Raw genomic sequence first — 23,003 nt, 5'->3', positions numbered from 1 at the left:
ACGGCACGGGCATCCGCCGGGTCGATGCGCCCGACTGTCATCCCCTGATCGCGCCGCTGGTCTATGCCGTGCCGGTCCAGTTGCTGGCCTATTACACGGCGGTGCATAAGGGCACGGATGTGGACCAGCCGCGCAATCTGGCCAAGTCCGTTACGGTTGAGTGATCGCAACGGCTTGCGAATGCGTTAGGCTGCTTCGATCCGCTTTTCAGGAACATCCATGACCGACCAAAGCCGCCGTCTCCGCAAGGCCGTCCTTCCCGTCGCCGGCCTTGGCACCCGGGTTCTGCCGGGCACCAAGACCACGCCGAAGGAGTTGCTGAACGTCGTCGACCGTCCGATCCTGAGCTATATCGTCGAGGAAGCGCGCGAGGCCGGAATCGAGCACATCGTCTTCGTCACGGGGCGCTCCAAGGGAGCTATCGAGGACTATTTCGATCACCAGATCGAGCTGGAGGCCCAGCTGCTGGCCAAGGGCAAGACCGAGATTCTGGAGGCCATGATCGCCGAACTGGCGACCGCCGGCGAGATGAGTTTCACCCGCCAGATGCAGCCGCTTGGCCTGGGCCATGCCGTCTGGTGTGCGCGCGACATCATTGGCGACGAGCCGTTCGCCGTCCTGCTGCCTGACGTGATCGTGGATTCGCAGCCGGGGGCCCTGAAGCAGCTGGCCGAGGTCTATGCCGAGGTTGGCGGCAATGTGATCGGCGTCGAGTCCGTGCCCGAAACCGAGACCCACAAATACGGCATCGTCGATCCGGATGGTCGCGCCGGCAACCGCATCGTCATGAAGGGCATGGTCGAAAAGCCGCCCCGCGGCGAGGCCCCGTCTAACCTGTCGATCTCAGGGCGCTATATCCTGCAGCCCGAAATTTTCGGCATCCTGGAGAACCAGCCGCGCGGGGCGGGCGGGGAAATCCAGCTGACCGACGGCATGGCGCAACTGATGAAGACCCAGACCTTCACGGCCGTGGAATATCAAGGAGTCACCCACGACTGCGGGGACAAGATCGGCTTGCTGACAGCCAATGTCGCTCTGGCCTTGAAACGCGCGGACCTCGGCGATGCTGCGCGTAAGGCGATCAGCGCCCTGCTGTGACAGCTCAGACGAGCGGGTCGTTATGATCCGCTGGCAGGCAAGCGACCGCTGCCGTTGCGAATCTCGCACACATTGTCGTTCTGCGGACGGCCCGACTGGGCACCTGTCGCGGCCAGGATACCTCCGCGCGCCTGGCAGTCGGCGTTCAGTTGGCGATACTCGGCCTCATAGGTATTGGTCCCACCCGAAGAGGCGCAGGCTGCGAGAGCCAGGAGGGCGGCGAGAGAAACGGAAATCGGGGCGATACGCATAAGGTTTTGTCCTCTGGTCTACCTTTACAATGTCAACACCCATCAGCGGTTCCTTGCAACCGTTTCGATCAGACGGTGCAGATCAGCCTCCGAGGACAAGCGGTGATCGCCGCCCGCGATCAGATCCAGATGAACATGGCCCCCCAATAGCCGGTCGATGAGCGCCAACTGGTGGTGCCAGGGAACGGTAGGGTCTTCACGACCCTGCAGAATATGAATGGGGACCGACACTGGAATTGTCTCGTCCAGCAGTAGCCAACTCCGGGCCTCTTCGAACATCGCCCGGGTCAGGACATAGACTCCCAGCCCCTCCTCGACGATCGTCGTCTCCCCGTCGCGCAGGATGGCCTGACGTTCATGATCGGCCAGACCGGGCCACATCAGCCGTTCGGTGAAATCCTGGGCGGGATTGATCAGCACCAGCGCCTTCATCCGCTCGGGCCGCGCCAAAGCGGCCAGAAGCGCGATCCAGCCGCCCATGGACGACCCTACCGGAATGACCGGACCCTTGAGGCTGTCGATGAGGGCGATCGCATCCTCGCGCCAGCGTCCGATGGTCGCCTGTCGCCAATCGCCCGACGACTGCCCGTGCGCGAAATGGTCGTAGCGGACGAAGTTCCAGCCGTGCTCGCGCGCCGCCGCATCCAGGGCCAAGGCCTTGGTGCCCTCCATGTCGGAGCGGAAGCCGCCGATCCAGACGACGGTCGGACCTGCGCCTGCCACACGCTTGAAGGCCAGGGTTTCGCCGTCGGGGCGGGTCAAGGTCTGGATGTCGCTCATGGCGTCTTGTGCCGCGTCGCGATGACTTCGTCACCTGTCAGAGAAGGCCGCGGGCTTGACCCCGCCACGCGATGGCGGAACACAGGCCCATGCCCCATGCGCCGCAAGTCTTGTTCGTCACCTCTAACCGCATCGGCGACTGCGTCATCTCGTCGGGCGTCATCCGCGAGATCGCGCGACAGGTACCGGGGGCCGAAATCACGGTCGCCTGCGGCCGCCCACCGGCCCCCTTCTTCCGCTCCGCGCCCGGCGTGGTGCGGACCATCGTGCTGGACAAGAAGAAGATGGCTGGCCACTGGCTCGACCTCTGGAAACAGGTCGTCGGCACGCGCTGGGATCTGGTCATCGACATCCGCGGATCGGCACTCAGCTACCTGATCCCGGCGCGGCGGCGCGTCATCTACAATCGTTCGTGGGAGACGGGGCTGCGCAAGGTCGAGATGGTGTCGCGCCTGATGGGATCGGACACCCCACTGAACCCGGAAATCTGGCTTGACGATAAGGCCAGAGCCGAGGCCGGCGCCGTCATCGATCCGCAACTCGCAAGCGGGACCGGGCCCGGCCGCATCCTCGCGCTGGCCCCCATCGCGCATCAACCGGGCAAGAGCTGGCCTGCCGACCGCTGGGGTGCCCTGGTCGAGAAGCTGAAGGCGGAACCGCGGTTTGACGGCTGGCGGTTCATGCCGGTCGGCGGACCCGGCGACCGGCCGCCGGCGACCCCGGCGCTTCAGGCCGCCGGAGCTCGCGGGATCGACTTTGTGGGCAAGGGCGACATCCTTGCGTCGGCCGCCGCCATTTACCGGGCGGACCTGTTCGTCGGCAACGATTCCGGCCTGATGCACGTCTCGGCGGCGCTGGGCGCGCCGACCCTGGGCCTGTTCGGGCCGACCGAATGGTGGCTGTACGGTCCGTGGGGCCCCAGGACCCGCACCGTGGCCTCCAACGAGACGCGCGGGCAGTTTGCGCCCATCGAGGACCTCAGCGTCGATCATGTATTTCAGGCAGTTCTGGCCCTGCACGACGACTTCATTCGCTAGGCCTTACACGCACCGAACCTTGTGAAACGGCGCATTCGCGGTCATATAGAAGTCCGCAGGGTAGAGAGCGCGATCCGTCGCGCCCGTTGCCTCGCCTTCACACGACCCCCGTCCACGCAAGGAAACGCCGCCCATTCGCCGTCCGATGAACCAGCCGCCCGTCAAGGACGGCCCCCCCATGAACCAGGATATCCGCGCACCGCGCGTTCTGCTGATCGATCAGAACGGCGAAAAACAGGGCGTCATGCCCACCTCCGCCGCGCTGGAAGCCGCCGAAGAGGCCGGCATGGATTTGGTTCAGATCGTCTCCACCTCCGAACCCCCGGTGGCGAAGATCCTCGACTACGGCAAATTCCGGTTCCAGGAGCAGAAGAAGAAGGCCGAGGCCCGCAAGCGCCAGAAGGTCGTCGAGCTCAAGGAAATCAAGCTGCGGCCCAATATCGACACCCATGACTATGAGGTGAAGGCCAAGGCCATGCACCGCTTCTTCGACGAGGGTGACAAGGTCAAGGTGACGCTGCGCTTCCGCGGTCGTGAAATGGCCCACCCCGAACTGGGCATGAAGCTGCTGAACAAGGTCCAGGAAGACTTCGACGAGGTCGCCAAGGTCGAATATGCCCCGCGCATGGAAGGCCGCCAGATGATCATGATCCTGGCCCCGAAGTAGGGTCTAGCCGCCCGGGGGGAGGGCCAAGGCAGTGTGGATTTCTGGATGGCGCACCTGGATGCGCCCGGTTCTGGTCGGCCTGTCGCTGGCGATGGCGTCGCATTCTGTTGTGGCGCAATCGACAGCGGATGCCTCCGCGCGGCCTGCACCACCGCCACTCGAAGCTTATGGGGCACTGCCCTCGCTTGAACTGGTGCAGCTATCTCCCTCCGGTCGTCGCCTGGCCTTTATCAGGGTCATAGGCGAACAGCGCCGACTGGTGCTGGTCGATCTGGCCAGCCAAAGTCAGCTTGGCTCGGTCGGGGCAGGAAACGCCAAGGTTCGGGACCTGCAATGGATCGGCGAAGATCGCGTTCTGATCACGACCTCGGAAACCGAGTCCTTCCGGAACCTGGGCATAGACGAGACGGAATTGGCGGCAGGCCAGATCTACGACCCGGCGACGGCTCGGATCACCCCTGTTCTGGCGAATGTGCGCGGCGTCTTTCCGGCCCTGTTGAGTGGGGTGACGATCGTCGAGACCGCCGACGGTCATGACCTTCTGGTTCGCGCCTATGCACCGGATCAGGCCGGCCGCATCGACCTTTACCGGGTGAACCCCGCGAACGGCCGTGCGCGCGTTGCCGAATCCATGGGACGCGAAGTCGATGACTTCATCTTCGACCCGACTTCGAAGAAGACTGTGGCCCGCAGCGAATACAAGAGCGTCACGGGCGAATGGGACCTGTATCTGCGTCATGGCGACGACGCCTTCCGCCGGGTCTGGAGGACGACGGCCCTGATCGACGCGCCGTATCTGATGGGCATGGGTATGAACGGCGACAGCGTCATCGTGGCGGCGGACCGGCCCGACCTCGATCGCCCGGACCGTGAAAGCGCCGATTTTTTCGACGTCAATCTCGAGACGGGGGCCTGGCGTCCTGTGCGGTTCGATTTCCAGCCGCAGTCGCTGCTGTTCCATCCGCGCACAGGTCGGCTCATTGGCGCGAGCAGGCTCGAGAATGACCGCCAGATCTATGCCTTCGCCGACGCCGATGCGAGCCTGCTCTGGGCCCAGGCCGAGGCGACCTTGGCTGACGCCTCGCCCTACTTCCTGAACTGGAGCGAGGACCTGAAACATGCGGTCCTGTTCACCAGCGGGACCGGCGATGCGGGTACCTACTATCTGTTGAACCTGGCCGACAATCAGCTCAACCAGATCGGCCAGGCCTATGAAGCCATATCGCCCGAACAGGTCGCGCCCGTGCGGTCCATCACCTATGCGGCGGCGGATGGCTTGCAGATCCATGGCTATCTGACCACACCGCCGGGCGTGACTGATGCTGCAAAGCTGCCCCTGGTGGTGCTGGCCCACGGCGGCCCTGCGGCGCGTGACACGGTGGGCTTTGACTGGTGGGCCCAGGCGATCGCCTCGCGCGGCTACGCCGTCCTGCAAGCCAACTTCCGAGGCTCCACCGGCTATGGCGAGGCCTTCATGGAGGCCGGCTATGGCGAGTGGGGCCGCAAGATGCAGACCGACCTGTCCGACGGCGTGCGATGGCTGGCGTCGCAGGGCCTGATCGATCCGTCGCGCGTCTGTATCGTTGGGGCCAGCTACGGCGGCTACGCGGCCCTGGCGGGACCGACGCTGGATACCGGCGTCTATCGCTGTGCCGTATCGGTCAACGGGGTGTCCGATCTGCGTCGGATGGTCGAGGTCGAGGCGCGCGCAGGCGAGCATCGCAACAATGAGACGGTCCGTTACTGGAACCGCTTCATGGGGGCGGAACGGCTGGGCGACCGGTCCCTGGACGAACGCTCGCCGTCGCGCCTGGCAGCTCAGGCCGACGCCCCCATCCTGCTGATCCACGGTCGTGACGACACCGTCGTTCCCCTTGAGCAGAGCCGTCTGATGGCGCAGGCGCTGCGTCGCGCTGCCAAGCCGGTGGAGTTCATCGAACTGCAGGGCGAGGATCACTGGCTGTCGCGATCGGACACGCGCCTGCGGATGTTGACCGAGACGCTGCGGTTCCTCCAGGCCCATAATCCGGCCAGCTGACGCCGCGACTTGCCTTTCGGCCGCGCTTCCCATACAAGCCGCGCCTTCGCGTACCGAACCGCCGGGCGAACAGGCATGCCTGGGCGGTTCTTAATCTCCAGCCACCGATCAACCCTTGGGCTCAAGTAGCCCTCAGGGCGGTAGCCCAAAAAGGAAGTCAAATGCCCAAACTGAAGACGAAGTCGGGCGCCAAGAAGCGCTTCAAATTCACGGCGACTGGCAAGGTCAAGGCCGGCGTAGCAGGCAAGCGTCACCGCTTGATCAGCCACAACAGCAAATACATCCGCCAGAACCGCGGCACCTCGGTCATGGCCGACGCCGACGCCAAGAAGATCAAGTCCTACATGCCCTACGCCTGAGGCGCAGAGCACCTATCGATCTGACTTCACCGCATTGAATTTGAACTGATCCCCTCAAGCAGCAAGCCGCCGCGCGGCGCGCGATAGGGGTCTCCGAAGGAAAAACATCATGGCTCGCGTCAAAAGGGGCGTAACGTCCCACGCCAAACACAAGAAGGTTCTGGAACAGGCCAAGGGCTTCCGGGGTCGTCGCAAGAACACCATCCGCACGGCCAAGGCCGCCGTGGACCGCGCCGGGCAATATGCCTATCGCGACCGCCGTACCAAGAAGCGCAACTTCCGCGCCCTGTGGATCCAGCGCATCAACGCCGCCGCCCGGATTGAAGGCTTCACCTACAGCCAGTTCATCCACGGCCTGGGCCAGGCCGGCATCGAGCTGGACCGCAAGGTCCTGGCCGCGATGGCCGCCGACGAAGGCGCCTTCAAGGCCATCGCCGACAAGGTCCGCGACGCGCTGAAAGCCGCCTGATTTCCGGCAACGGATGCTGAAAAGCCCCCCGGTTCGCGCCGGGGGGCTTTTTGCTTTGTGCCTCAGACGCTAGACGACACCGACATGACCGATCTCGCCCAACTCGAACTCGACCTGATCAATGCCATCGGAGCAGCCGACAGCGTCGCTGCCGTCGAGGCCATTCGCGTCTCGGCCCTGGGCAAGACCGGCGTGATCTCCGGCCTGCTGAAAGGCATGGGGGCGATGAGCCCGGACGAGCGGCGCGAGCAGGGCCCGGTCATCAACGGCTTGCGCGACCGTGTCGCCACCGGACTGGCGGCCCGCAAGGCCGAGCTGGAAGCCGCCGAACTGGATGCCCGCCTGCTGAGCGAGCGGATTGACCTGACCCTGCCGTCACGGCCGCGCCGGTCCGGCAGCGTGCATCCGACCATGCAGGTGATGGACGAGATGATCGCCCTGTTCGCCGATATGGGCTTCGCGGTTGCCGAGGGTCCCGACATCGAGGACGACTTCCACAACTTCACCGCCCTGAACTTCCCGCCCAAACATCCGGCGCGGGAGATGCACGATACCTTCTTCCTGAAGCCGGATCCCGCGACGGGCGAGCGCAAGGTGCTGCGCACCCACACCAGCCCGGTGCAGGTCCGCACCATGATGAGCCAGACGCCGCCGATCCGCATCATCGCCCCGGGCCGGACCTTCCGAAAGGACTCGGACGCCACCCACACCCCGATGTTCCATCAGGTCGAGGGCCTGGTGATCGACCGCAACATCCACATGGGCCATTTGAAGTGGACGCTTGAGACCTTCGTCGCCCGCTTCTTCGAACTGGATCAGGTCGACGCGCGGTTCCGGCCCCACCACTTCCCCTTCACCGAGCCCTCGGCCGAGATGGACATCCGCTGCGATCGTTCGGGCGGAGAGCTGAAGCTGAACACGGGTGACAGCTGGATGGAGATTCTGGGCTGCGGGATGGTGCATCCCAATGTGCTGCGGAACTGCGGCATCGATCCGGACGAATATCAGGGCTTTGCCTTCGGCATGGGCGTGGACCGTCTGGCCATGCTGAAATACGGCATTCCCGACCTGCGCCCCATGTTTGACGCCGACACCCGCTGGCTGGCCCACTACGGCTTTTCCGCCTTCGCCGCCCCCAATCCGGCCTCCGGGCTGAGCTGAGACTGATCATGACCGACACACCTGCTCCCATGTCCGCCGAGGAAGCCGCCGGTCGCGCCAATGTGGCGCGCACCGAGTTCAAGAAGGAGGCCGTCTGGCTGCCGATGCTGGCCGTCCAGCACTGGAACGCCGGTGAGATGGCGATCCGCGACAAAACCTTCACCGACTGCGTCATCGAGGGACCAGCCGTCATGGCCGTCATGAACGGCACCTTCTTCGAAAACTGTGCCATGGGCACGACGACGGACGTCAGGACCCTGCTGTACCGCCCCGTCAGCGATCAGAAGATGGCCGGGGTCATCGGTGTCGCGAACTGCCGCTTCGTACGCTGCCGCTTCGTTCAGGTCGGCTTCACCGGCTCCGAGGATCTGGTCGAACAGCTGACGACGGGCATAAAGCCCCTGTCGGAGCATTCGGCATGAGCCGCCTTCCAATCCGGCGCGAAGTGCGCGTCGCCCCGGACCTGAAGGCCATGGTCTTCCAGGACGTGGACGTGAACCTGTTCGACCTGCATGTCGCCCATCACAGCGCCGGCCTTGGGGTCATCCAGGGGCGGACGTTCAGGGGATGTCGCATTCAGGGGCCGGCGATCATGCTGGTCTCGGCGGGCGTGCATTTTGAAGACTGCAATTTCGGTGATCCGGATGGCGACATGCGCAATCTGGTCTTGCGGCCCGCAGGCGCGCGCGCCCTGGGCACCATTCCTTTTCGCGACACGCTTTTCGACGGCTGCGAGTTCTACAATGTGGGCTTCACTGGCGCTGAAAGCGTCCTCAACGACCTGCTCAGCGTGACAGGGCACGTGGGCCAGTAATGAAATTCACTCTCTCCTGGCTGAAGTCCCATCTGACCACCGACGCCGATGCCGCCACGGTGGCCGAGGCCATGACCATGGCCGGGCTGGAGGTCGAGGACGTCCATGACCCAATCGCCGCCCTGGCTCCGTTCACGGTGGCGAAGATCGTCTCGGCGGAACAGCATCCGAATGCCGACCGCCTGCGCGTCTGTCAGGTCCAGACCGTCGACGGGATGAAGGAGATCGTCTGTGGCGCACCCAATGCGCGGGCGGGCCTGACCACCATCTATGCTCCCATCGGGGCCTATGTGCCCGGCCTCGGCGTCACACTGGTCGAAAAGCCGGTGCGGGGTGTGGTCTCCAACGGCATGCTGTGTTCGGCGGCCGAGCTTGAGCAGCCGGGCGACAGCGACGGCATTCTGAACCTGCCTGATCAGTTGCAGGTCGGCACACCCGCCGCCGCCGTCTTCGGCGCCGAGCCGGTCATCGATTTCGAGGTCACGCCCAACCGTCCTGATTGGCTGGGCGTCGCCGGCATCGCCCGCGATCTGGCCGCGACCGGCCTGGGCACCCTGATCGACTATGAGATCGCCACGGTGCGCGGCGGCTTCGCCTGCCCCATTTCGGTGCGGATCGAGACACCGGACCTCTGCCCGGTCTTCGCCGGACGACTGATCCGGGGCGTGACGAACGGCCCGTCGCCGGAGTGGCTTCAGCGTCGCCTCAGCGCCATCGGCCTGCGCTCGATCAACCGGCTGGTCGATGTGACCAATCTGATCGCCTACGACCGCGCCCGGCCCCTGCATGTCTATGACGCGGCCAAGCTGGTGGGGTCCGAGATCGTCGTGCGCGGCGGCCAGGTCGCCTCGGATACAGGCGAGCCCGAACACCTGATCGCGCTGGACGGCAAGACCTATGCCCTGGCCCCCGAGATGTGCGTCATCGCCGATGCGGCCGGCGAGCGCCCCATCGGCCTGGGCGGCGTCATGGGTGGCGAAAGCACGGGCTGCTCCGACGACACCACCGACGTCTTTCTGGAAAGCGCCTGGTTCGACCCGATCACGACGGCCCAGACCGGACGCACCCTGACCATCAGCTCCGACGCCCAGTACCGGTTCGCGCGCGGCGTGGACACGGCCTCGGTCAAGCCGGGGCTGGAGCTGGCCACGCGGCTGATCCTGGACCTGTGCGGCGGCGAGCCGTCGGACGTGATCGTGGCCGGACAGGCCCCGGCCCTGCCCGGCCCTGTCGCCTTCGACCCAGCGCGTGTCGAGCGGTTGACGGGACTGAGCCTGAACGAAGACCGCATCGCCGAAATCCTGACGGCGCTGGGCTTCGAGATCGGGCGCGGTTCACCCTGGACCGTCACCCCGCCCTCGTGGCGTCGCGACGTCGAGGGCGCTGCCGACCTGATCGAGGAAGTGGCCCGCATCGAAGGCTATGGCGCTCTGCCATCCACGCCTCTGCCGGATCAGGGTGCCCCGTCGCGTGGCGTGCTGAACCCCCGCCAGGCGCGCGTGCGGCTGGCGCGCCGGGCGCTGGCCGCCATGGGCTATGCCGAGGCCGTCACCTGGTCGTTCACCAAGCAATCGACTGCGGCGCTGTTCGGCGGCGGTGACGACCGCCTGCTGGTCGAGAACCCCATCGCGTCGGACCTCGACTGCATGCGCCCCTCGGCCCTGCCGAACCTGATCCAGGCCGCCGCCCGCAATGCCGCGCGCGGCCATGCCGATGCGGCCCTGTTCGAGATCGGCCCCATCTATCTCAACGACCAGCCGACCGGCCAGCGCACCGTCATCGCCGGCCTGATCGCGCCTCATGCCGCCCGGCACTGGAGCGGGATGGCAGAAGACGCCCTGTTCGGCCTGAAAGGCGATCTGATGGCTCTGCTGAGCCAGCTGGGCGCACCCGTCGCCTCCCTGCAACTGGTCCAGGACCAGAACCGCGACTGGTGGCATCCGGGTCGCTCAGCCCGCCTGCAACTGGGCCCCACGACCGTGATCGCCGAGTTCGGAGCCCTTCACCCCCGCGTGCTCAAGGCGCTGGACGCCGACGGGCCCATGCTGGCGTTCGAGATCGTGCTGGACGCCGTGCCCGAACCGCGTGGGGCCAGGGCCAAGACGCGCGGGCCCGCCCAGCTGGCCAATCTGATGCCGCTCAGCCGCGACTTTGCCTTCGTAGTCGAGGACGGCAGGGCGGGGGGCGATCTGGTTCGTGCGGTGGCAGGGGCCGACAAGGCCCTGATCACCGACGTGCGGGTCTTTGACGTCTATCGCGGTCAGGGTGTGGCGGAAGGCCATGCTTCCGTAGGCCTGGAGGTCCTGATCCAGCCGCGCGACGCCACCCTGACCGAAGCCGAGATCGAGGCCCTGTCAGCGAAGATCATCGCGGCGGCGGCGAAGACCGGCGCGGTTCTGCGGGCCTAATCCGGCGAGCGGCAAGGTTCCGTTAACCTTGCCGCCGCAAGGCTGACTCAAAGAGCGGCGACGGTGTCGTCAGCGCCCGCGCCAGTCGGGCGGACCGTCTCGCCTTCGGAGCCATACGCCATGCATCGCCGCCAGTTGATCCTCTCGGGCCTCGCCGCCACCGCCGGAACCGTCGGCCTGTCCGCCTGCGCCACCACCAACAATGGCCAGCCGTCCGACCCCAACTATCCGATCCGCTCCGACCAGAATGCCCAGGCCTATACCGCCGACGAGCTGGTCGCCGCCGGGTCGCGCGAACTGGGCATCGCCGCCGAGGCCATCGGCGGCGCGATCGAGCGCATCTTTGCCGACAACGGCGACCGTCCGACCGCCTATATCGCGGGCGAAGAAGCCGCCGGGGCCGCCGCCATCGGCCTGCGCTACGGACGCGGGGCGCTGCACATGAAGGACCTGTCCGCTTCGCAGGAGGTGTTCTGGCAGGGGATTTCGATCGGCTGGGACATCGGCGGCAATGCCAGCCGGGTCTTCACCCTGGTCTACGGCCTGTACCACCCCGACATGATCTATCGCCGCTACCCAGGCGTGGAGGGCACGGCCTATCTGATCGGCGGCCTTGGCGTGAACTATCAGCGCGCGGACGGCATCGTCCTGGCCCCAATCCGCACGGGCGTCGGCCTGCGTGCCGGGGCCAACGTCGGCAGCATGGCCTACAGCCGCCAGCGGAACATCCTGCCATTCTAGTGTGGGAAGAGCGCTAACGCTCACCGCGCGGCGGCTCGCTGCTTGAGCGCAAAGAGCCGTCGCAGTCTGGATAAACGAGAAGGGCGAGGCCGCTGTGGCCCCGCCCTTTTTCGTATCAGGCGGCGTTCGCGGCCTTGCCGTCGGCCTTCTGCCTGGCCTCATAGGCCCGCATGCCCTCGGCGATCAGCTCGGCGGCCTCGCCGGCGTCGCCCCAGCGCTTGACCTTGACCGACTTGTTCTTCTCCAGGTCCTTGTAGCGGGTGAAGAAGTGCTCGATCTGCTCGACCAGGATGGCCGGCAGCTGCCGATAGCTGGCGATGTCGGTGTAATAGGGGTTCAGCTTGTCGACCGGCACGGCCAGGATCTTGTCGTCTCCGCCGGCCTCGTCTTCCATCATCAGCACGCCGATGGGGCGCGAGCGGATGACACAGCCCGGCACCACCGGCGACGGGTTCAGCACGATGACGTCGCAGGGGTCGCCGTCGTCGGCCAGCGTATGCGGCACGAAGCCGTAGTTGCCCGGATAGTACATGGCCGTGTGCAGGAAGCGGTCGACGAACAGGGCGCCGGAGTCCTTGTCCATCTCGTATTTCACCGGCAGGCCACCCTGCGGGATCTCGATGATGACATTCAGGTCCCAGGGCGGATTGGGGCCGACGGGGATGGCGTCGATGTTCATGACGGGCTCAACTGTGGTGCACTGCAAGACGGGGAGGCGCGCGTGATAGGCTTCGCAGGGCTCATAGGCAAGCATTGCGGCCCCATGCCCTTGCCCCGCGCCGTCCAGGACGGCAGGAAGTTCACGACTGGAGACGCGCGATCATGACCCTGCTGGACGGACTGGCCCTGACGCTCTTTCTGCTGTGCTGGCTGGGCTATGGGCCCTTCCTGACGCTGCTGGCGCGCAGCAGCGGCTCGCTGAACGACGACATGACCGTGATCCGCCGGGTCTGGATGACGGCCATGACGCACCGCGAAGTGCGTCTGATCGACAGTCATCTGATGGGCAACTCCATCAACACCGCCAGCTTCTTCGCCTCGACCAATCTGCTGCTGATCGCAGCGGTGGCCAGTGTCCTCTTCGGCGGCGAGGCGGCCTTGCAGGGTTTCGCGGTCGTCGGGGCCGAACAGGTGCCGCTGAAGTTGATGGAGGCCAAGATGGCGCTGGTCCTGGTCTGCCTGGCGCGCGGCTTTCTGGATTTCATCTGGTCGATCCGCCAGCTCAACTATGCGCTCGCCCTGATCGGGGCCGCCCCGGAAGCGCATTCCGAGGCCGACCGGGTGGCCTTGGGCGAGGCCGCGACGGGCGTGATGAACCCGGCCTTGGGGGCCTTCAGTCAGGGGGTGCGCGGCTATTATTTCTCGCTGGCGGCCGCTGCCTGGCTGTTCGGGCCGGTCTGGCTTGCAGCGGGCGTCGCCCTGACGACCGGGCTGCTGATCTGGCGTCAGGCTGGATCCCCCGCAGCCAGGGCTTTGCGCAACGCGCGTCGCCTGCTGGAGCCGCGTTAGTCGGCGTACGTTCGCAGGCGCGTTCCGCTTGGGGAGAAACTTGCCGCTGAAACCGGTTACGATGATCGCTGGAAGGCCAAACACCCCGTTACACAGCGTTACCGCAGGTGCGAAATACCGGCTTGACGGATTGTGCACCGCACACTAGCTTGATTTTCGACGCTTCGGCGTCATGCCCTTCCTGGGCGTTTCCTCCCTATAGACTTTTCAAGCCGCGCCTTCGGGCGCGGCCTTTTTTCTGCCCGACACTCAAGCTGATCAGTCGTCGGACAGCAGGGCCGCGATGACCCGCGCCACACCCTTTTCACAACGCGACCACCCCGGCCCCGGCAACCGCGTCGCCTCGTCCAGATACAGGGCCCGGTTCAGTTCGATCTGCACGGCGTGAAAGCCTTCCGCCGGCCGCCCCCAGACCTGCGTCGTCCAGCCGCCTGCATAGGGATGGTTCAGCGCCACCCGCCACCCCAGGCTCTCGAACAGTGCCTTCAGCCGCCGCGTCAGGGCCGGATCGCAGGCCGTGCCATGCCGGTCGCCCAGCACGACATCGACGCCGCGCACCCCCGGGCCTGTTCGTGTCACCCGCGATGGCATGGAGTGCCAGTCGATCAGCACCGCCGAGCCTTCGCGCACCTGCGTCGCCTGCATCAGCTCCGACAGGGCCTCATGATAGGGCCGATGGACCCGCGTGATCCGCCCGTCCGCCTCTGCGCGAGACAGCCTGCGGTCGTAAAGCGGGTGCCCGTCCCCCGACAACCGGGGCACCACCCCGTAACCCGCCGACGTCCGCAGGGTCGCCGCAGCGGCCTCCACGCCGTCGATGAGAGATGGATCGAGCTCTGCCGGGTCCCTGTTCAGATCCAGATAGGCCCGTCCGACGGTAGCCGCGATCAAGGTCGCCCCCCGACCCGGTCCCGGGGCGATCAACCGGTCGATCAGGGCATCCTCGGCACTACGCAGCCCCGCCTCGTCCAGATGCGGCGAAGCGGCCATGTCCGATGGATAGATTGTCCCCGAGTGCGGAGACGCGAAGACGAACCGCCCCGGTCGTGCGGCAGGCGTGATGACATAGGGCGCAGCCTCCGCCTCCACATCGTCCCGTGTATCGCCGCCCTGACCCATTCCGGAGCCATATCCTGTTTCGCCGTCTATGAAACAGGCTCCATCCACAGCTTCGCCGCTCGCGCAAACGGTGATTTTCATGGCGGGTTTACCGTTCCGGGCGTAGCGTCACCGCTGAAACGACGGGACGATTTCCACATATGGCGCGTATTCTTCTGGCCGAGGACGACAGTTCGCTGCGCGGTTTTCTGACCCGCGCCCTGGAGCGGGCCGGTCATTCCGTGGTCGATTGCGAGAATGGCGACGATGCCATCGACGCCCTGGATCAGGGGCCGTGGGATCTGCTGCTGACCGACATCGTCATGCCCGGGGCCGACGGCATAGAGGTGGCTCGCGTCGCCGCCGCCCGCCAGCCGGGCATCCGCATCATGTTCATCACCGGTTTCGCCGCCGTCGCCCTGACCGCCGCCCAGGCCAGCCCCCAGGCCAAGGTCCTGTCCAAGCCGGTTCACCTGCGCGACCTGGTCGGCGAGGTCGAAAAGATGGTGTCGGCCGCCTGAAACGGCGTCAGGCCGGCCAATATTCGGCGCCAAACAGCCTGCGTTTCGCCCTTGCGGTCCGCGCGAAGGGTGGGGTATAGACGCCTCCTTCCCGTTCCGAGGCCTTCTCGGAACCGTCTTGGCGGATGCGTAGCTCAGCGGGAGAGCACCTCGTTGACATCGAGGGGGTCGCAAGTTCAATCCTTGCCGCGTCCACCATTCCTTTTTTCTGAACTCTGACCTGATCGCCCACGAGGGTCGTATGACCATGTCCGCTCCCCTGCGCCGTCTGATCGACCTGCCCGGCGTGAACGACCTCGAGCTCAAGGCGCTGATGAAGCCGCGCTATGCCGACGAGGCGTACCGGTCGGAGTTCCCCGACATCGACGACTGCGCCCGCGCCGCCTTCGGCCTGAGCGTGGACGAGGCCGAGGCGGTCGCCCTGCCCGCCGATTGGGACGGCATCGACCGGCTGGAGGGTCAGGCGCGGATCGAGGCATTCGAGGCTGAGGGCTGGGACGTGACGAGCGACCGGCGCAAGCCTCTGCGCATGCTGGACCAGTTCGCCCTGCCGCTGGCCCTGGCCATGCGGGGTGTGGCGGGCGAACTGCCGTTCCAGCCGGACGACGATACGCCCTAGCCCTGGGGCGCGGGCATGGCCGCAGAAGCCGCGCGGTTCAGAAAGCGCTGAGCCCCCTCGCTTCCGGCGGGCTGGACCGGGCGCGCGTCCGGAGGCAATGAAGCGGCATGGCGAACCTGTTCGATACCCCCTCCCCCAGCCAATGGCGCGAACTGGCCCAGAAGGCGCTGAAGGACCGGCCTCTGGAGAGCCTCGTACATCTGGACGCGGACCAGTTGGCGGTGCGCCCGCTCTATGCCGAGGCGACGACGGTCGAGCCCATCTTCGCACCCCGCCCGACGGATGCGGAGGGGCGGGCCTGGGATCTGCGGACGCTTGTCGAGGGTGATGCGCCGGACGCCGTGAATGCGGCGGTGCTGGCCGATCTGACCGGCGGCGCGGCTTCTGTGATCCTCAAGGGGGCGATCCTGAACGACAGCGAGCCGTTGGCGCGGGCACTGGACGGCGTCGCGCTGGAACTGGCGGCGGTCGGACTGGATGCGGGTCTGGACGGGCCGGATGCGGCCAATGCCCTGGCGGTGGTGGGCAAGGGCTCGCCGCGCGCGAAACTGATGTTCCATCTCGACCCCCTGTCCGCCTTTGCCGAGGCGGCGGCATCGCCGCGCCCGATCGCGGCGCATCTGGAGCTGGCGGCCAATACCGCCGCCCGGCATGCCGGGGCCTATCCGGACGCCAGTCTGTTCATGGCCAGCGGTCGCGTGGTGCATGAAGCCGGAGGCTCGAACGCCCAGGAGCTGGCCTTCGTTCTGGCCAATGCGGTGGCTCTGGCGAGAGCCGCGACCGAGGCGGGCATGACGGCCGAGGCGGCACTGAGGGCGACCGTTCTGGGCGTGTCGGTCGACGCCGAATATTTCGACGGCCTGGCCAAGGTTCGGGCCCTGCGCATGTTGTGGAAGACGCTGGCGGGGGCCTTCGGCTTCGAGGCTCCCGCCATGATCGAGGCGCGGTCGTCGCGGCGGATGCTGAGCCGCATCGATCCCTGGCCCAATCTGCTGCGGCTGACGGCGGCGGGCTTTGCGGGCGCGGTCGGCGGGGCCGATGCGGTTGTGGTCGATGCCTTTTCGCGCGCCGCCGGACGGCCCGACGCCTTTGCCCGGCGTCAGGCGCGCAATACCCAGTTGGTGCTGATGGAGGAGGCCAATCTGGGTCGAGTGGACGATCCGGCCTCCGGCTCCTGGTACCTGGATGCCCGCACCCGCGACCTGGCCGAGGCGGCCTGGGCCGAGTTCCAGATCATCCAGGCCGAGGGCGGGCTGATCGAGGCGCTGAAGGGCGGGCTGATCCAGCCGCGCGTCGCGCGGGCGCGGGCCCTGCGCGAACAGGCGCTGGCCAATGGCTCTGCCCAGATCGTGGGCGTGACGAAATACGTCGATCCCGAGCCGCGTCCCGCCCCGGTCGAGGACGCGCCGCTGACTGTGGCGCATGGCGGCGGTGACGCCTGCGAGCCCCTGACGCCCATCCGTTTCGCCGCCGCCTTCGAGACGCAAGCTGAGGGAGAGACGCCATGAGTTTTCCCGACTTCGCCCGAGTCGTTCTCGACACCTCCGCCACCGGACACGGCCCGGAACGCGACGCCTGGCGCACGCCCGAGGGGCTGACCGTCGCGACTGCCTATGACGCCAGCGCCGTGGAGGGCCTGGACTTCATCCATGGCCTGCCCGGCATCGCGCCTTATGTGCGTGGCCCCTATCCGACCATGTATGCGGGCAATCCCTGGACGATTCGCCAGTATGCGGGATTCTCGACCGCCGAGGCATCCAATGCCTTCTATCGCCGCAATCTGGCGGCGGGTCAGAAGGGGCTGTCCATCGCCTTCGACCTGGCCACGCACCGGGGCTATGACTCAGACCATCCGCGCGTCGCGGGCGACGTCGGCATGGCCGGGGTGGCGATCGATTCCATCCTGGATATGCGCACCCTGTTCGACGGCATTCCGCTGGATCAGATGTCGGTGTCCATGACCATGAACGGCGCGGTCCTGCCGATCCTGGCGCTCTATGTCGTGGCGGCCGAGGAACAGGGCGTGCCTCACGCCGCCCTGACCGGCACCATCCAGAACGACGTGCTCAAGGAGTTCATGGTCCGGAACACCTACATCTATCCGCCCGGCCCATCGATGCGGATCATCGCCGACATCTTCGCCTGGACGGCGCAGGAGACGCCGAAGTTCAACTCCATCTCCATCTCCGGCTATCACATGCAGGAGGCGGGGGCGTCTGCGGATATCGAACTGGCCTACACCCTGGCCGACGGGCTGGAATACATCCGGGCCGGGGTCGATGCCGGCATGGCGGTGGACCGGTTCGCGCCGCGCCTCAGCTTCTTCTGGGCCATCGGCATGAACTACTTCATGGAGGTGGCCAAGATGCGCGCCGGCCGCCTGCTATGGGCCGAGGCGGTGAAGGCCGAGTTCGGGGCGACGGACCCGCGCAGCCTGTCGCTGCGGGCGCACTGCCAGACCTCCGGCTGGTCGCTGGCGGCGCAGGACGTGTTCAACAATGTGCCGCGCACCATGGTCGAGGCCATGGCGGCGGCGGGCGGTCAGACGCAGAGCCTGCATACCAACGCCCTGGACGAGGCCTTGGCCCTGCCGACAGACTTCTCGGCCCGGATCGCGCGAAACACCCAGATCCTGCTGCAGATGGAGACCGGGCTGACCCGCGTCATCGATCCCTGGGGCGGCAGCTACTACGTCGAACGCCTGACCCATGAACTGGCGGAACGCGCCCGCGCCCACATGGCCGAGGTGCGCGAACTGGGCGGTATGGCCAAGGCCATCGAAGCCGGCATTCCCAAGCTGAGGATCGAGGAGTCGGCGGCGAAGACCCAAGCCCGGATCGACACGGGGCAGCAGACGGTGGTCGGCGTGAACCGCTATCTGAACGACACCCTCGACGACATTCCTATGCTGAAGGTCGACAATGCCGAGGTCCGCGCCCGCCAGATCGAAAAGCTACAGAAGCTGCGGGCCGAGCGCGACGAGGCGAAGACGCAGGAGGCTCTGGACGCCCTGACTGAAGGGGCTCGAGGCAAGGCCAATCTGATGGAGCTGTCGGTTCAGGCGGCCCGTGCCCATGCCACGGTCGGCGAGATTTCAGACGCGCTGGAAGCCGCCTTCGGACGCCATGTCGCCAGGGTCCAGACAGTCCAGGGTGTCTATGCGAAAGAGGCCGGGGAAAATCCAAGGATATCCAAGGCCCGCGACATGGTCGCCGCCTTCGTCGAGAATGACGGCGGCCCGCCCCGCATCCTGATCGCCAAACTGGGCCAGGACGGTCACGACCGGGGCCAGAAGGTCGTCGCCACCGCCTATGGCGACCTGGGGCTGGAGGCCGTCGCCGGGCCGCTGTTCCAGACGCCGGCCGAGGCCGCGCGTGACGCCGTGGCCAATAACGTCCATGTCGTGGGAGCCTCGTCACTGGCCGCCGGTCACCTGACCCTTGTGCCGGAGTTGAAGGCTGAGCTGGAAAAGCTGGGGCGGCCGGACATCATGATCACGGTCGGCGGCGTCATCCCGCCGGGCGACGTCCAGACCCTGATCGACATGGGAGCCGCCGCCGTCTATCCGCCCGGCTCGGTCATCGCCGACACGGCCATCGACCTGATCGAAAAGCTGAACCAGCGGCTCGGCTACGCCCAGAAGGGCTAGAGCGAAATCGGTCGAATACGGCTCAGATTTCGCTCAAACATCAGGGCTTGTAGGCGGCGGGCAAGGCCGCGACCTCTTCCGTCGTCAGTCGCTTGCTGATGCGCACGCGACAGACGCTGGCCGGCGTGGTCGATCCCGGCACGACCAGCCGCGCCCAGTCGTCCGTGCACAGGCGGCTGCCGCTCAGGCCTGCGCCGTCCGGCAGGATGGCCAGACGGTAGGCGAAATCCAGATCGTTGCATCCGCCTGCGGCATCCAGCTGATACACATCATTGCGTCCGACCTTGAGATAGACCTCGCTGATCCGGCCCTGACGGAAGTTGTCGACCTCACTGATGTTGAAACACTGGCGTTCGGCCCGGGTCCCGGACGCCGACGGCTCCGCATCTCCGGACACGGGCGCGCAGGCTGCAAGCAGGGACGAGATCATCACGGCGACGATGGCGGTACGCATGGCTCACTCCTCGACAGCCCCCGCTGTCGATCAAGCCTCGGACTTTGTCGGCGGTTCCGCAAGGGGAGGCGTCGCCCGGGTCCGCGACGGCGACACGCGAGCGGCCAGATCGCGCGGCAGCGGCGACGGCGTGTTGGTGACGAGGGCCGCGACATGCTCGGCCAGCAGCGGGGCGACGCAGAAGCCGCGCGAGCCCAGCCCACCCAGCACATAAAGGTTCTCCGTTCCGGGCACCGCCCCCGCCAGCGGCAGGCGGTCGGGCGTCGTGGCGCGGACAGCGGCGCGGCTGTGGATCGCCGCGGGCAGGTCGTGCCGCGCGCGGGGCAGCCGCGCGGTCAGGGTGGAGAGGTTGCGGGCCGTGTCCTCCGCCGAAGTGACCGTGTCGGTGCGCCCGCGATCGTGCGTCGCGCCGAACAAAACCCCGCGCCCGATCGGCACCCGATAACCACCCCAGGCCACGGCGGGTGCGACGAGGGTGTCGTCCTCGACCCAGTCGGCCTGTCCTCGCACCGGTGCCAGCGCCAGATCGGCAGCCAGTCCGGCATTGCCCCAGCCGGCGGCGAGGATCACGACGTCAACCTCCAGCACCACTTCGCCTGCATCGGAGAGCAGACTCCATCCCCTGTCCGTCCGCTGGATGCTGGCGACGCTTGCGGTCAGGCGGTCGGCTTGCCCAAGCCAGGCCTCGAGCACAGACGCAGGCCGCACCGCCAGCGCCGAGGCCATCATCAGACCGCCGCTATAGACGGCCTCTCCAAGATGCGCCGAGGCGGCGGTCGCATCCACCACCGTCATCGCGTCCGCAGACCAGATCGGCTGGTCGGCGATCTTCCGGAACCGCCCGGCATCGCGGGGAGCCTGTTCCAGCTGCAGGACACCTTTCGCCACCACTGCCCCTTCGATCTGGCCATAGAGGTCGCCCGCGAGCGTCAGTGCCTGAGCATGCAGGGCGGCGATGTCGGCGTCCCCCGCATCCAGCCGGGGCGTGACCAGGGCGGCGGGAAAACCCGATCCGCCCGCGCCCGCCGCCTCGGCCTCCACCACGGTCACGCGATGACCCAGGGCGGCGAAGGCCCGCGCCAGAGAGGCCCCGGCAATGCCTGCACCGATCACAGCGATGCTCGAGGCTTGAGGCTCAGTGATCGCGCCCGGCAGCCGCGCCTCCAGCCGCTCGCGCTTGCGCCCGTGGCCGGGGCGCTTGTCGACCTGAAAGCCGCGCTCGGACAGGCCGCGCCGAACCGCTCCTGCGACCGTGAAGGTGGCGACCCGCGCCCCCGGCGCAGACCGCGCCGCAATGGCGTCCATGACCGCGTCCGACCACATGCCGGGATTGGTCGAGGGCGCAAACCCGTCCAGGAACCAGGCATCCGCCCGCCCCGACCACTGGTCCAGCGCCCATGCCGCATCCCCGATGGCGAGGTCCAGGGTCGCGCCGAACTCGTACAGATTCAGCCTGTGGAAGCCGGGCATACCTGACGGCCATCGGTCCAGCAGGACCTCGGTAATCTCCGTCACCTCGGGCCAGGCCGACAGGGCGCGCGCAGCCTCATCGCGGCTCAGTGGAAAGCCCTCGACGGAGAGTATATGCAGATGACCTCCGGCGGGACGCTCGCGTCGCCAAAGGTCCAGCAGGGCCACGATGTTCAATCCGGTCCCGAACCCCAGTTCCGCTACGGTAAAATGCCGCCGCCCCACCCAAGCTTCCGGCAGGCCGCATCCGGCCAGAAAGACCGCCCGGCTTTCCGCCAGACCATCTTCCTTGGAGAAATAGACGTCATCGAACCGGCCCGAGCGCGGCGCGCCGTCCTCTTCCCACAGCAGCCGTGGCGAGCGGTCGTCGCTCAATGGCCCGACGTATGAGGAGCAGCCGCCGCAGATCCCGCCTCGGCCGGAGCAGCGTGATCGCCTGATGCCGTGTCATGATCGCCCGCAGCGGGCGCGTCAGTGGCGGGCGGAGCGCTCACAGGGGTCGCGGCGGCAGGCGCTTCGGCAGCGGCGCGGGCGTCGGCTACGGCCTGCTCCATGGTGACGACCTCCTCCGCCGGTGCCTCGGCATGGTCGCCGTCTGCTGCCTCGGCGGTATTCGCCTCCGTCGCTGCCTCTTCGGCCGGTTTGCTGCATGCGGCGATCGCCAGCACGGCGACGAGCGACATGGCCAGGGCGGCGCGAGGCAGGCGCATGGATCGGATCTCTGTCAGTTGGACGACGATCGCCACGACTATCAGACAATCGGTGCGGTCGCACCGTCTGGCCACAGCCGCGTCGAACGAAAAAGGGCCGCCCGCGAGGGCGACCCTTCAACCGTTCGGCCAAGAGGCCGGGATCGCTTGGCTTATTGAGCCGGGGCTGGAGCCGGGGCCGGTGCCATGGCACCATCGGCGGCGGGAGCCATGGCACCGTCAGCAGCGGGAGCCATCGCATCCTGATTGGCCTGGGCAGTTGCCGCCTCGGCTTCAGTGGGCGTGGTCGCTGTGGCAGCAGCGCCGTCAGCGGCCATGCTGGCGTCGGCGGCCGGCGTCGCTTCGGCCTCGGTCTTCTCATCGGCGGCGGGGGTGCAGGCGGCCAGGGCCAGGGCGGCGACCGAAGCGGCGACCAGAGCAGTGATGCGCATGATGTTTAGCCTTTCAGAAGGTTACGCGGGATCAGACGCCCCCGCGAGGGGGAGTGAACGCCAAGGCTGACCGTCAGGCAAGCGAAATTATCACGCGTTCGTGAACGCCGATCACGCCGCCGCAGGTGCCGCCGACAAGGCCTCTTCCATCTCGGCAAAGGACGGCTGGGCCGACGACGGAATGTCGCCGCGACCGATCTCGATCGAGATCTGGGCGGCGTTGCCGTGCAGGTGAGCGACCAGCACCGAGCGGATGATCTTGTAGTAGGAGCCGTCGTCATCGACGAGTTGCTGCAGCCGTGCCGCCAGCGGCCCGACCAGACCATAGGCCAGGAAGACGCCCAGGAAGGTGCCGACCAGCGCGCCGCCGATCATGCCGCCCAGAACCTCCGGCGGCTCGGTGATGGCGGCCATGGTCTTGATCACCCCCAGAACGGCGGCGACGATGCCCAGGGCGGGCAGGGCGTCGGCCATGTGCTGAAGGGCATGCGCGGGTCCCAGGGCCTCGTGGTGATGCTTCTCCAGCTGTTTTTCCATGACGTCCTCGATCTGGTGAGGATCTTCCAGGTTCATGGTCATCATCCGCAGGGTGTCGCAGATGAAATCGGTGGCGAAATGGTCCTTCAGCACCTTCGGGTACTGCTGGAAGATGGCGCTCTCGCCGGGCTTTTCGATATGGCTTTCCAGGGCGATGACGCCCTTGGACTTCATCGTCTTGG

Annotated in this window: 26 protein-coding genes and 1 tRNA gene; 18 read left to right on the top strand and 9 right to left on the bottom strand. The window is 66.8% G+C overall.

Features of this window, described 5'->3' with window-relative positions; all coding sequences use genetic code 11:
* The coding region (locus tag JHC81_RS08625) for a hypothetical protein (protein WP_292173371.1) at positions 1-164 on the top strand (164 nt) is incomplete at its 5' end.
* A gap of 55 nt (positions 165-219) precedes the next feature.
* Positions 220-1,098 (top strand): UTP--glucose-1-phosphate uridylyltransferase GalU, encoded by an 879-nt coding sequence (gene galU / locus JHC81_RS08620; protein WP_292173368.1) that lies wholly within the window; start codon positions 220-222, stop codon positions 1,096-1,098.
* A 20-nt stretch (positions 1,099-1,118) separates the two neighbouring features.
* Here galU and JHC81_RS08615 read toward each other — a convergent pair whose 3' ends face one another.
* Both JHC81_RS08615 and JHC81_RS08610 read right to left on the bottom strand, forming a co-directional pair.
* Positions 1,119-1,349: a hypothetical protein gene (locus JHC81_RS08615; protein WP_292173365.1), complete on the bottom strand. Its 231-nt coding sequence runs from the start codon at positions 1,347-1,349 to the stop codon at positions 1,119-1,121.
* Between the two features lie 42 nt (positions 1,350-1,391).
* Positions 1,392-2,129: an alpha/beta hydrolase gene (locus JHC81_RS08610; RefSeq protein ID WP_292173363.1), complete on the bottom strand. Its 738-nt coding sequence runs from the start codon at positions 2,127-2,129 to the stop codon at positions 1,392-1,394.
* A gap of 110 nt (positions 2,130-2,239) precedes the next feature.
* On the opposite strand from JHC81_RS08610, the gene JHC81_RS08605 reads away from it, so the two are divergent.
* From JHC81_RS08605 to JHC81_RS08560, 10 genes are all read left to right on the top strand, one after another.
* The gene (locus tag JHC81_RS08605; protein WP_292173359.1) at positions 2,240-3,166 is read left to right on the top strand and encodes a glycosyltransferase family 9 protein; all 927 of its coding nucleotides are present in this window, start codon (positions 2,240-2,242) and stop codon (positions 3,164-3,166) included.
* A gap of 145 nt (positions 3,167-3,311) precedes the next feature.
* Entirely contained in the window at positions 3,312-3,833 is a 522-nt protein-coding gene (gene infC / locus JHC81_RS08600) for a translation initiation factor IF-3 (RefSeq protein ID WP_292173357.1), read from the top strand.
* A 58-nt stretch (positions 3,834-3,891) separates the two neighbouring features.
* Positions 3,892-5,871 carry a S9 family peptidase gene (locus JHC81_RS08595; RefSeq protein ID WP_292173354.1) on the top strand — a complete coding sequence of 660 codons (1,980 nt, stop codon included), beginning with the start codon at positions 3,892-3,894 and terminating at the stop codon, positions 5,869-5,871.
* 161 nt (positions 5,872-6,032) lie between these two features.
* Positions 6,033-6,230, top strand: a complete 198-nt coding sequence (rpmI, locus tag JHC81_RS08590; protein ID WP_003166435.1) for a 50S ribosomal protein L35 — start codon at positions 6,033-6,035, stop codon at positions 6,228-6,230.
* Positions 6,231-6,339: 109 nt separating this feature from the next.
* On the top strand, positions 6,340-6,699 hold the full coding sequence (rplT, locus tag JHC81_RS08585) for a 50S ribosomal protein L20 (RefSeq protein ID WP_292173351.1): 360 nt from the start codon (positions 6,340-6,342) through the stop codon (positions 6,697-6,699).
* An 84-nt stretch (positions 6,700-6,783) separates the two neighbouring features.
* Entirely contained in the window at positions 6,784-7,860 is a 1,077-nt protein-coding gene (gene pheS, locus JHC81_RS08580; RefSeq protein ID WP_292173348.1) for a phenylalanine--tRNA ligase subunit alpha, read from the top strand.
* 8 nt (positions 7,861-7,868) lie between these two features.
* Positions 7,869-8,282: a hypothetical protein gene (locus tag JHC81_RS08575; RefSeq protein WP_292173344.1), complete on the top strand. Its 414-nt coding sequence runs from the start codon at positions 7,869-7,871 to the stop codon at positions 8,280-8,282.
* Positions 8,279-8,674 carry a hypothetical protein gene (locus JHC81_RS08570; protein ID WP_292173343.1) on the top strand — a complete coding sequence of 132 codons (396 nt, stop codon included), beginning with the start codon at positions 8,279-8,281 and terminating at the stop codon, positions 8,672-8,674. The genes JHC81_RS08575 and JHC81_RS08570 overlap by 4 nt, the downstream gene beginning before the upstream one ends.
* On the top strand, positions 8,674-11,082 hold the full coding sequence (gene pheT / locus JHC81_RS08565) for a phenylalanine--tRNA ligase subunit beta (RefSeq protein WP_292173341.1): 2,409 nt from the start codon (positions 8,674-8,676) through the stop codon (positions 11,080-11,082). Before JHC81_RS08570 ends, pheT begins: the two co-directional genes overlap by 1 nt.
* Before the next feature lie 120 nt (positions 11,083-11,202).
* Positions 11,203-11,823, top strand: a complete 621-nt coding sequence (locus JHC81_RS08560; protein WP_292173338.1) for an EipA family protein — start codon at positions 11,203-11,205, stop codon at positions 11,821-11,823.
* Between the two features lie 115 nt (positions 11,824-11,938).
* Here JHC81_RS08560 and ppa read toward each other — a convergent pair whose 3' ends face one another.
* The gene (gene ppa, locus JHC81_RS08555) at positions 11,939-12,502 is read right to left on the bottom strand and encodes an inorganic diphosphatase (RefSeq protein WP_292173336.1); all 564 of its coding nucleotides are present in this window, start codon (positions 12,500-12,502) and stop codon (positions 11,939-11,941) included.
* Positions 12,503-12,645: 143 nt separating this feature from the next.
* Here ppa and JHC81_RS08550 point away from each other — a divergent pair, with 143 nt between their 5' ends.
* On the top strand, positions 12,646-13,332 hold the full coding sequence (locus JHC81_RS08550; protein ID WP_292173334.1) for a DUF599 family protein: 687 nt from the start codon (positions 12,646-12,648) through the stop codon (positions 13,330-13,332).
* A gap of 258 nt (positions 13,333-13,590) precedes the next feature.
* Here JHC81_RS08550 and JHC81_RS08545 read toward each other — a convergent pair whose 3' ends face one another.
* Positions 13,591-14,532 carry an N-formylglutamate amidohydrolase gene (locus JHC81_RS08545; protein WP_292173332.1) on the bottom strand — a complete coding sequence of 314 codons (942 nt, stop codon included), beginning with the start codon at positions 14,530-14,532 and terminating at the stop codon, positions 13,591-13,593.
* 59 nt (positions 14,533-14,591) lie between these two features.
* Here JHC81_RS08545 and cpdR point away from each other — a divergent pair, with 59 nt between their 5' ends.
* The 5 genes from cpdR (at position 14,592) to scpA (ending at position 19,219) form a co-directional block, all read left to right on the top strand.
* Positions 14,592-14,951 carry a cell cycle two-component system response regulator CpdR gene (gene cpdR, locus JHC81_RS08540; RefSeq protein ID WP_292173330.1) on the top strand — a complete coding sequence of 120 codons (360 nt, stop codon included), beginning with the start codon at positions 14,592-14,594 and terminating at the stop codon, positions 14,949-14,951.
* Between the two features lie 123 nt (positions 14,952-15,074).
* Positions 15,075-15,149: transfer RNA gene (locus JHC81_RS08535), tRNA-Val, on the top strand.
* A 43-nt stretch (positions 15,150-15,192) separates the two neighbouring features.
* Positions 15,193-15,570 (top strand): hypothetical protein, encoded by a 378-nt coding sequence (locus JHC81_RS08530; protein ID WP_292173328.1) that lies wholly within the window; start codon positions 15,193-15,195, stop codon positions 15,568-15,570.
* A 107-nt stretch (positions 15,571-15,677) separates the two neighbouring features.
* Positions 15,678-17,078, top strand: coding sequence for a methylmalonyl-CoA mutase family protein (locus tag JHC81_RS08525; protein ID WP_292173325.1), 1,401 nt, complete (start codon positions 15,678-15,680; stop codon positions 17,076-17,078).
* Positions 17,075-19,219: a methylmalonyl-CoA mutase gene (scpA, locus tag JHC81_RS08520; protein ID WP_292173321.1), complete on the top strand. Its 2,145-nt coding sequence runs from the start codon at positions 17,075-17,077 to the stop codon at positions 19,217-19,219. Before JHC81_RS08525 ends, scpA begins: the two co-directional genes overlap by 4 nt.
* Before the next feature lie 40 nt (positions 19,220-19,259).
* On the opposite strand, the gene JHC81_RS08515 is transcribed toward scpA, so the two are convergent.
* From JHC81_RS08515 to JHC81_RS08495, 5 genes are all read right to left on the bottom strand, one after another.
* Positions 19,260-19,673, bottom strand: a complete 414-nt coding sequence (locus JHC81_RS08515) for a DUF6491 family protein (protein WP_292173317.1) — start codon at positions 19,671-19,673, stop codon at positions 19,260-19,262.
* A gap of 30 nt (positions 19,674-19,703) precedes the next feature.
* Positions 19,704-21,518, bottom strand: coding sequence for an FAD-dependent 5-carboxymethylaminomethyl-2-thiouridine(34) oxidoreductase MnmC (gene mnmC, locus JHC81_RS08510; RefSeq protein ID WP_292173314.1), 1,815 nt, complete (start codon positions 21,516-21,518; stop codon positions 19,704-19,706).
* Positions 21,515-21,853 (bottom strand): hypothetical protein, encoded by a 339-nt coding sequence (locus JHC81_RS08505; RefSeq protein WP_292173311.1) that lies wholly within the window; start codon positions 21,851-21,853, stop codon positions 21,515-21,517. The genes mnmC and JHC81_RS08505 overlap by 4 nt, the downstream gene beginning before the upstream one ends.
* A gap of 152 nt (positions 21,854-22,005) precedes the next feature.
* Positions 22,006-22,284 (bottom strand): hypothetical protein, encoded by a 279-nt coding sequence (locus JHC81_RS08500; protein WP_292173307.1) that lies wholly within the window; start codon positions 22,282-22,284, stop codon positions 22,006-22,008.
* Between the two features lie 111 nt (positions 22,285-22,395).
* Positions 22,396-23,003, bottom strand: a 608-nt coding sequence (locus tag JHC81_RS08495; RefSeq protein WP_292173304.1) for a MotA/TolQ/ExbB proton channel family protein, incomplete at its 5' end; no start/stop codon positions are given.

Source organism: Brevundimonas sp. (genome assembly GCF_016463295.1).
GTDB lineage: Bacteria > Pseudomonadota > Alphaproteobacteria > Caulobacterales > Caulobacteraceae > Brevundimonas.
Note: the sequence above shows the minus strand (reverse complement) of the source record. Positions and strands in the feature narration are given on the sequence as shown.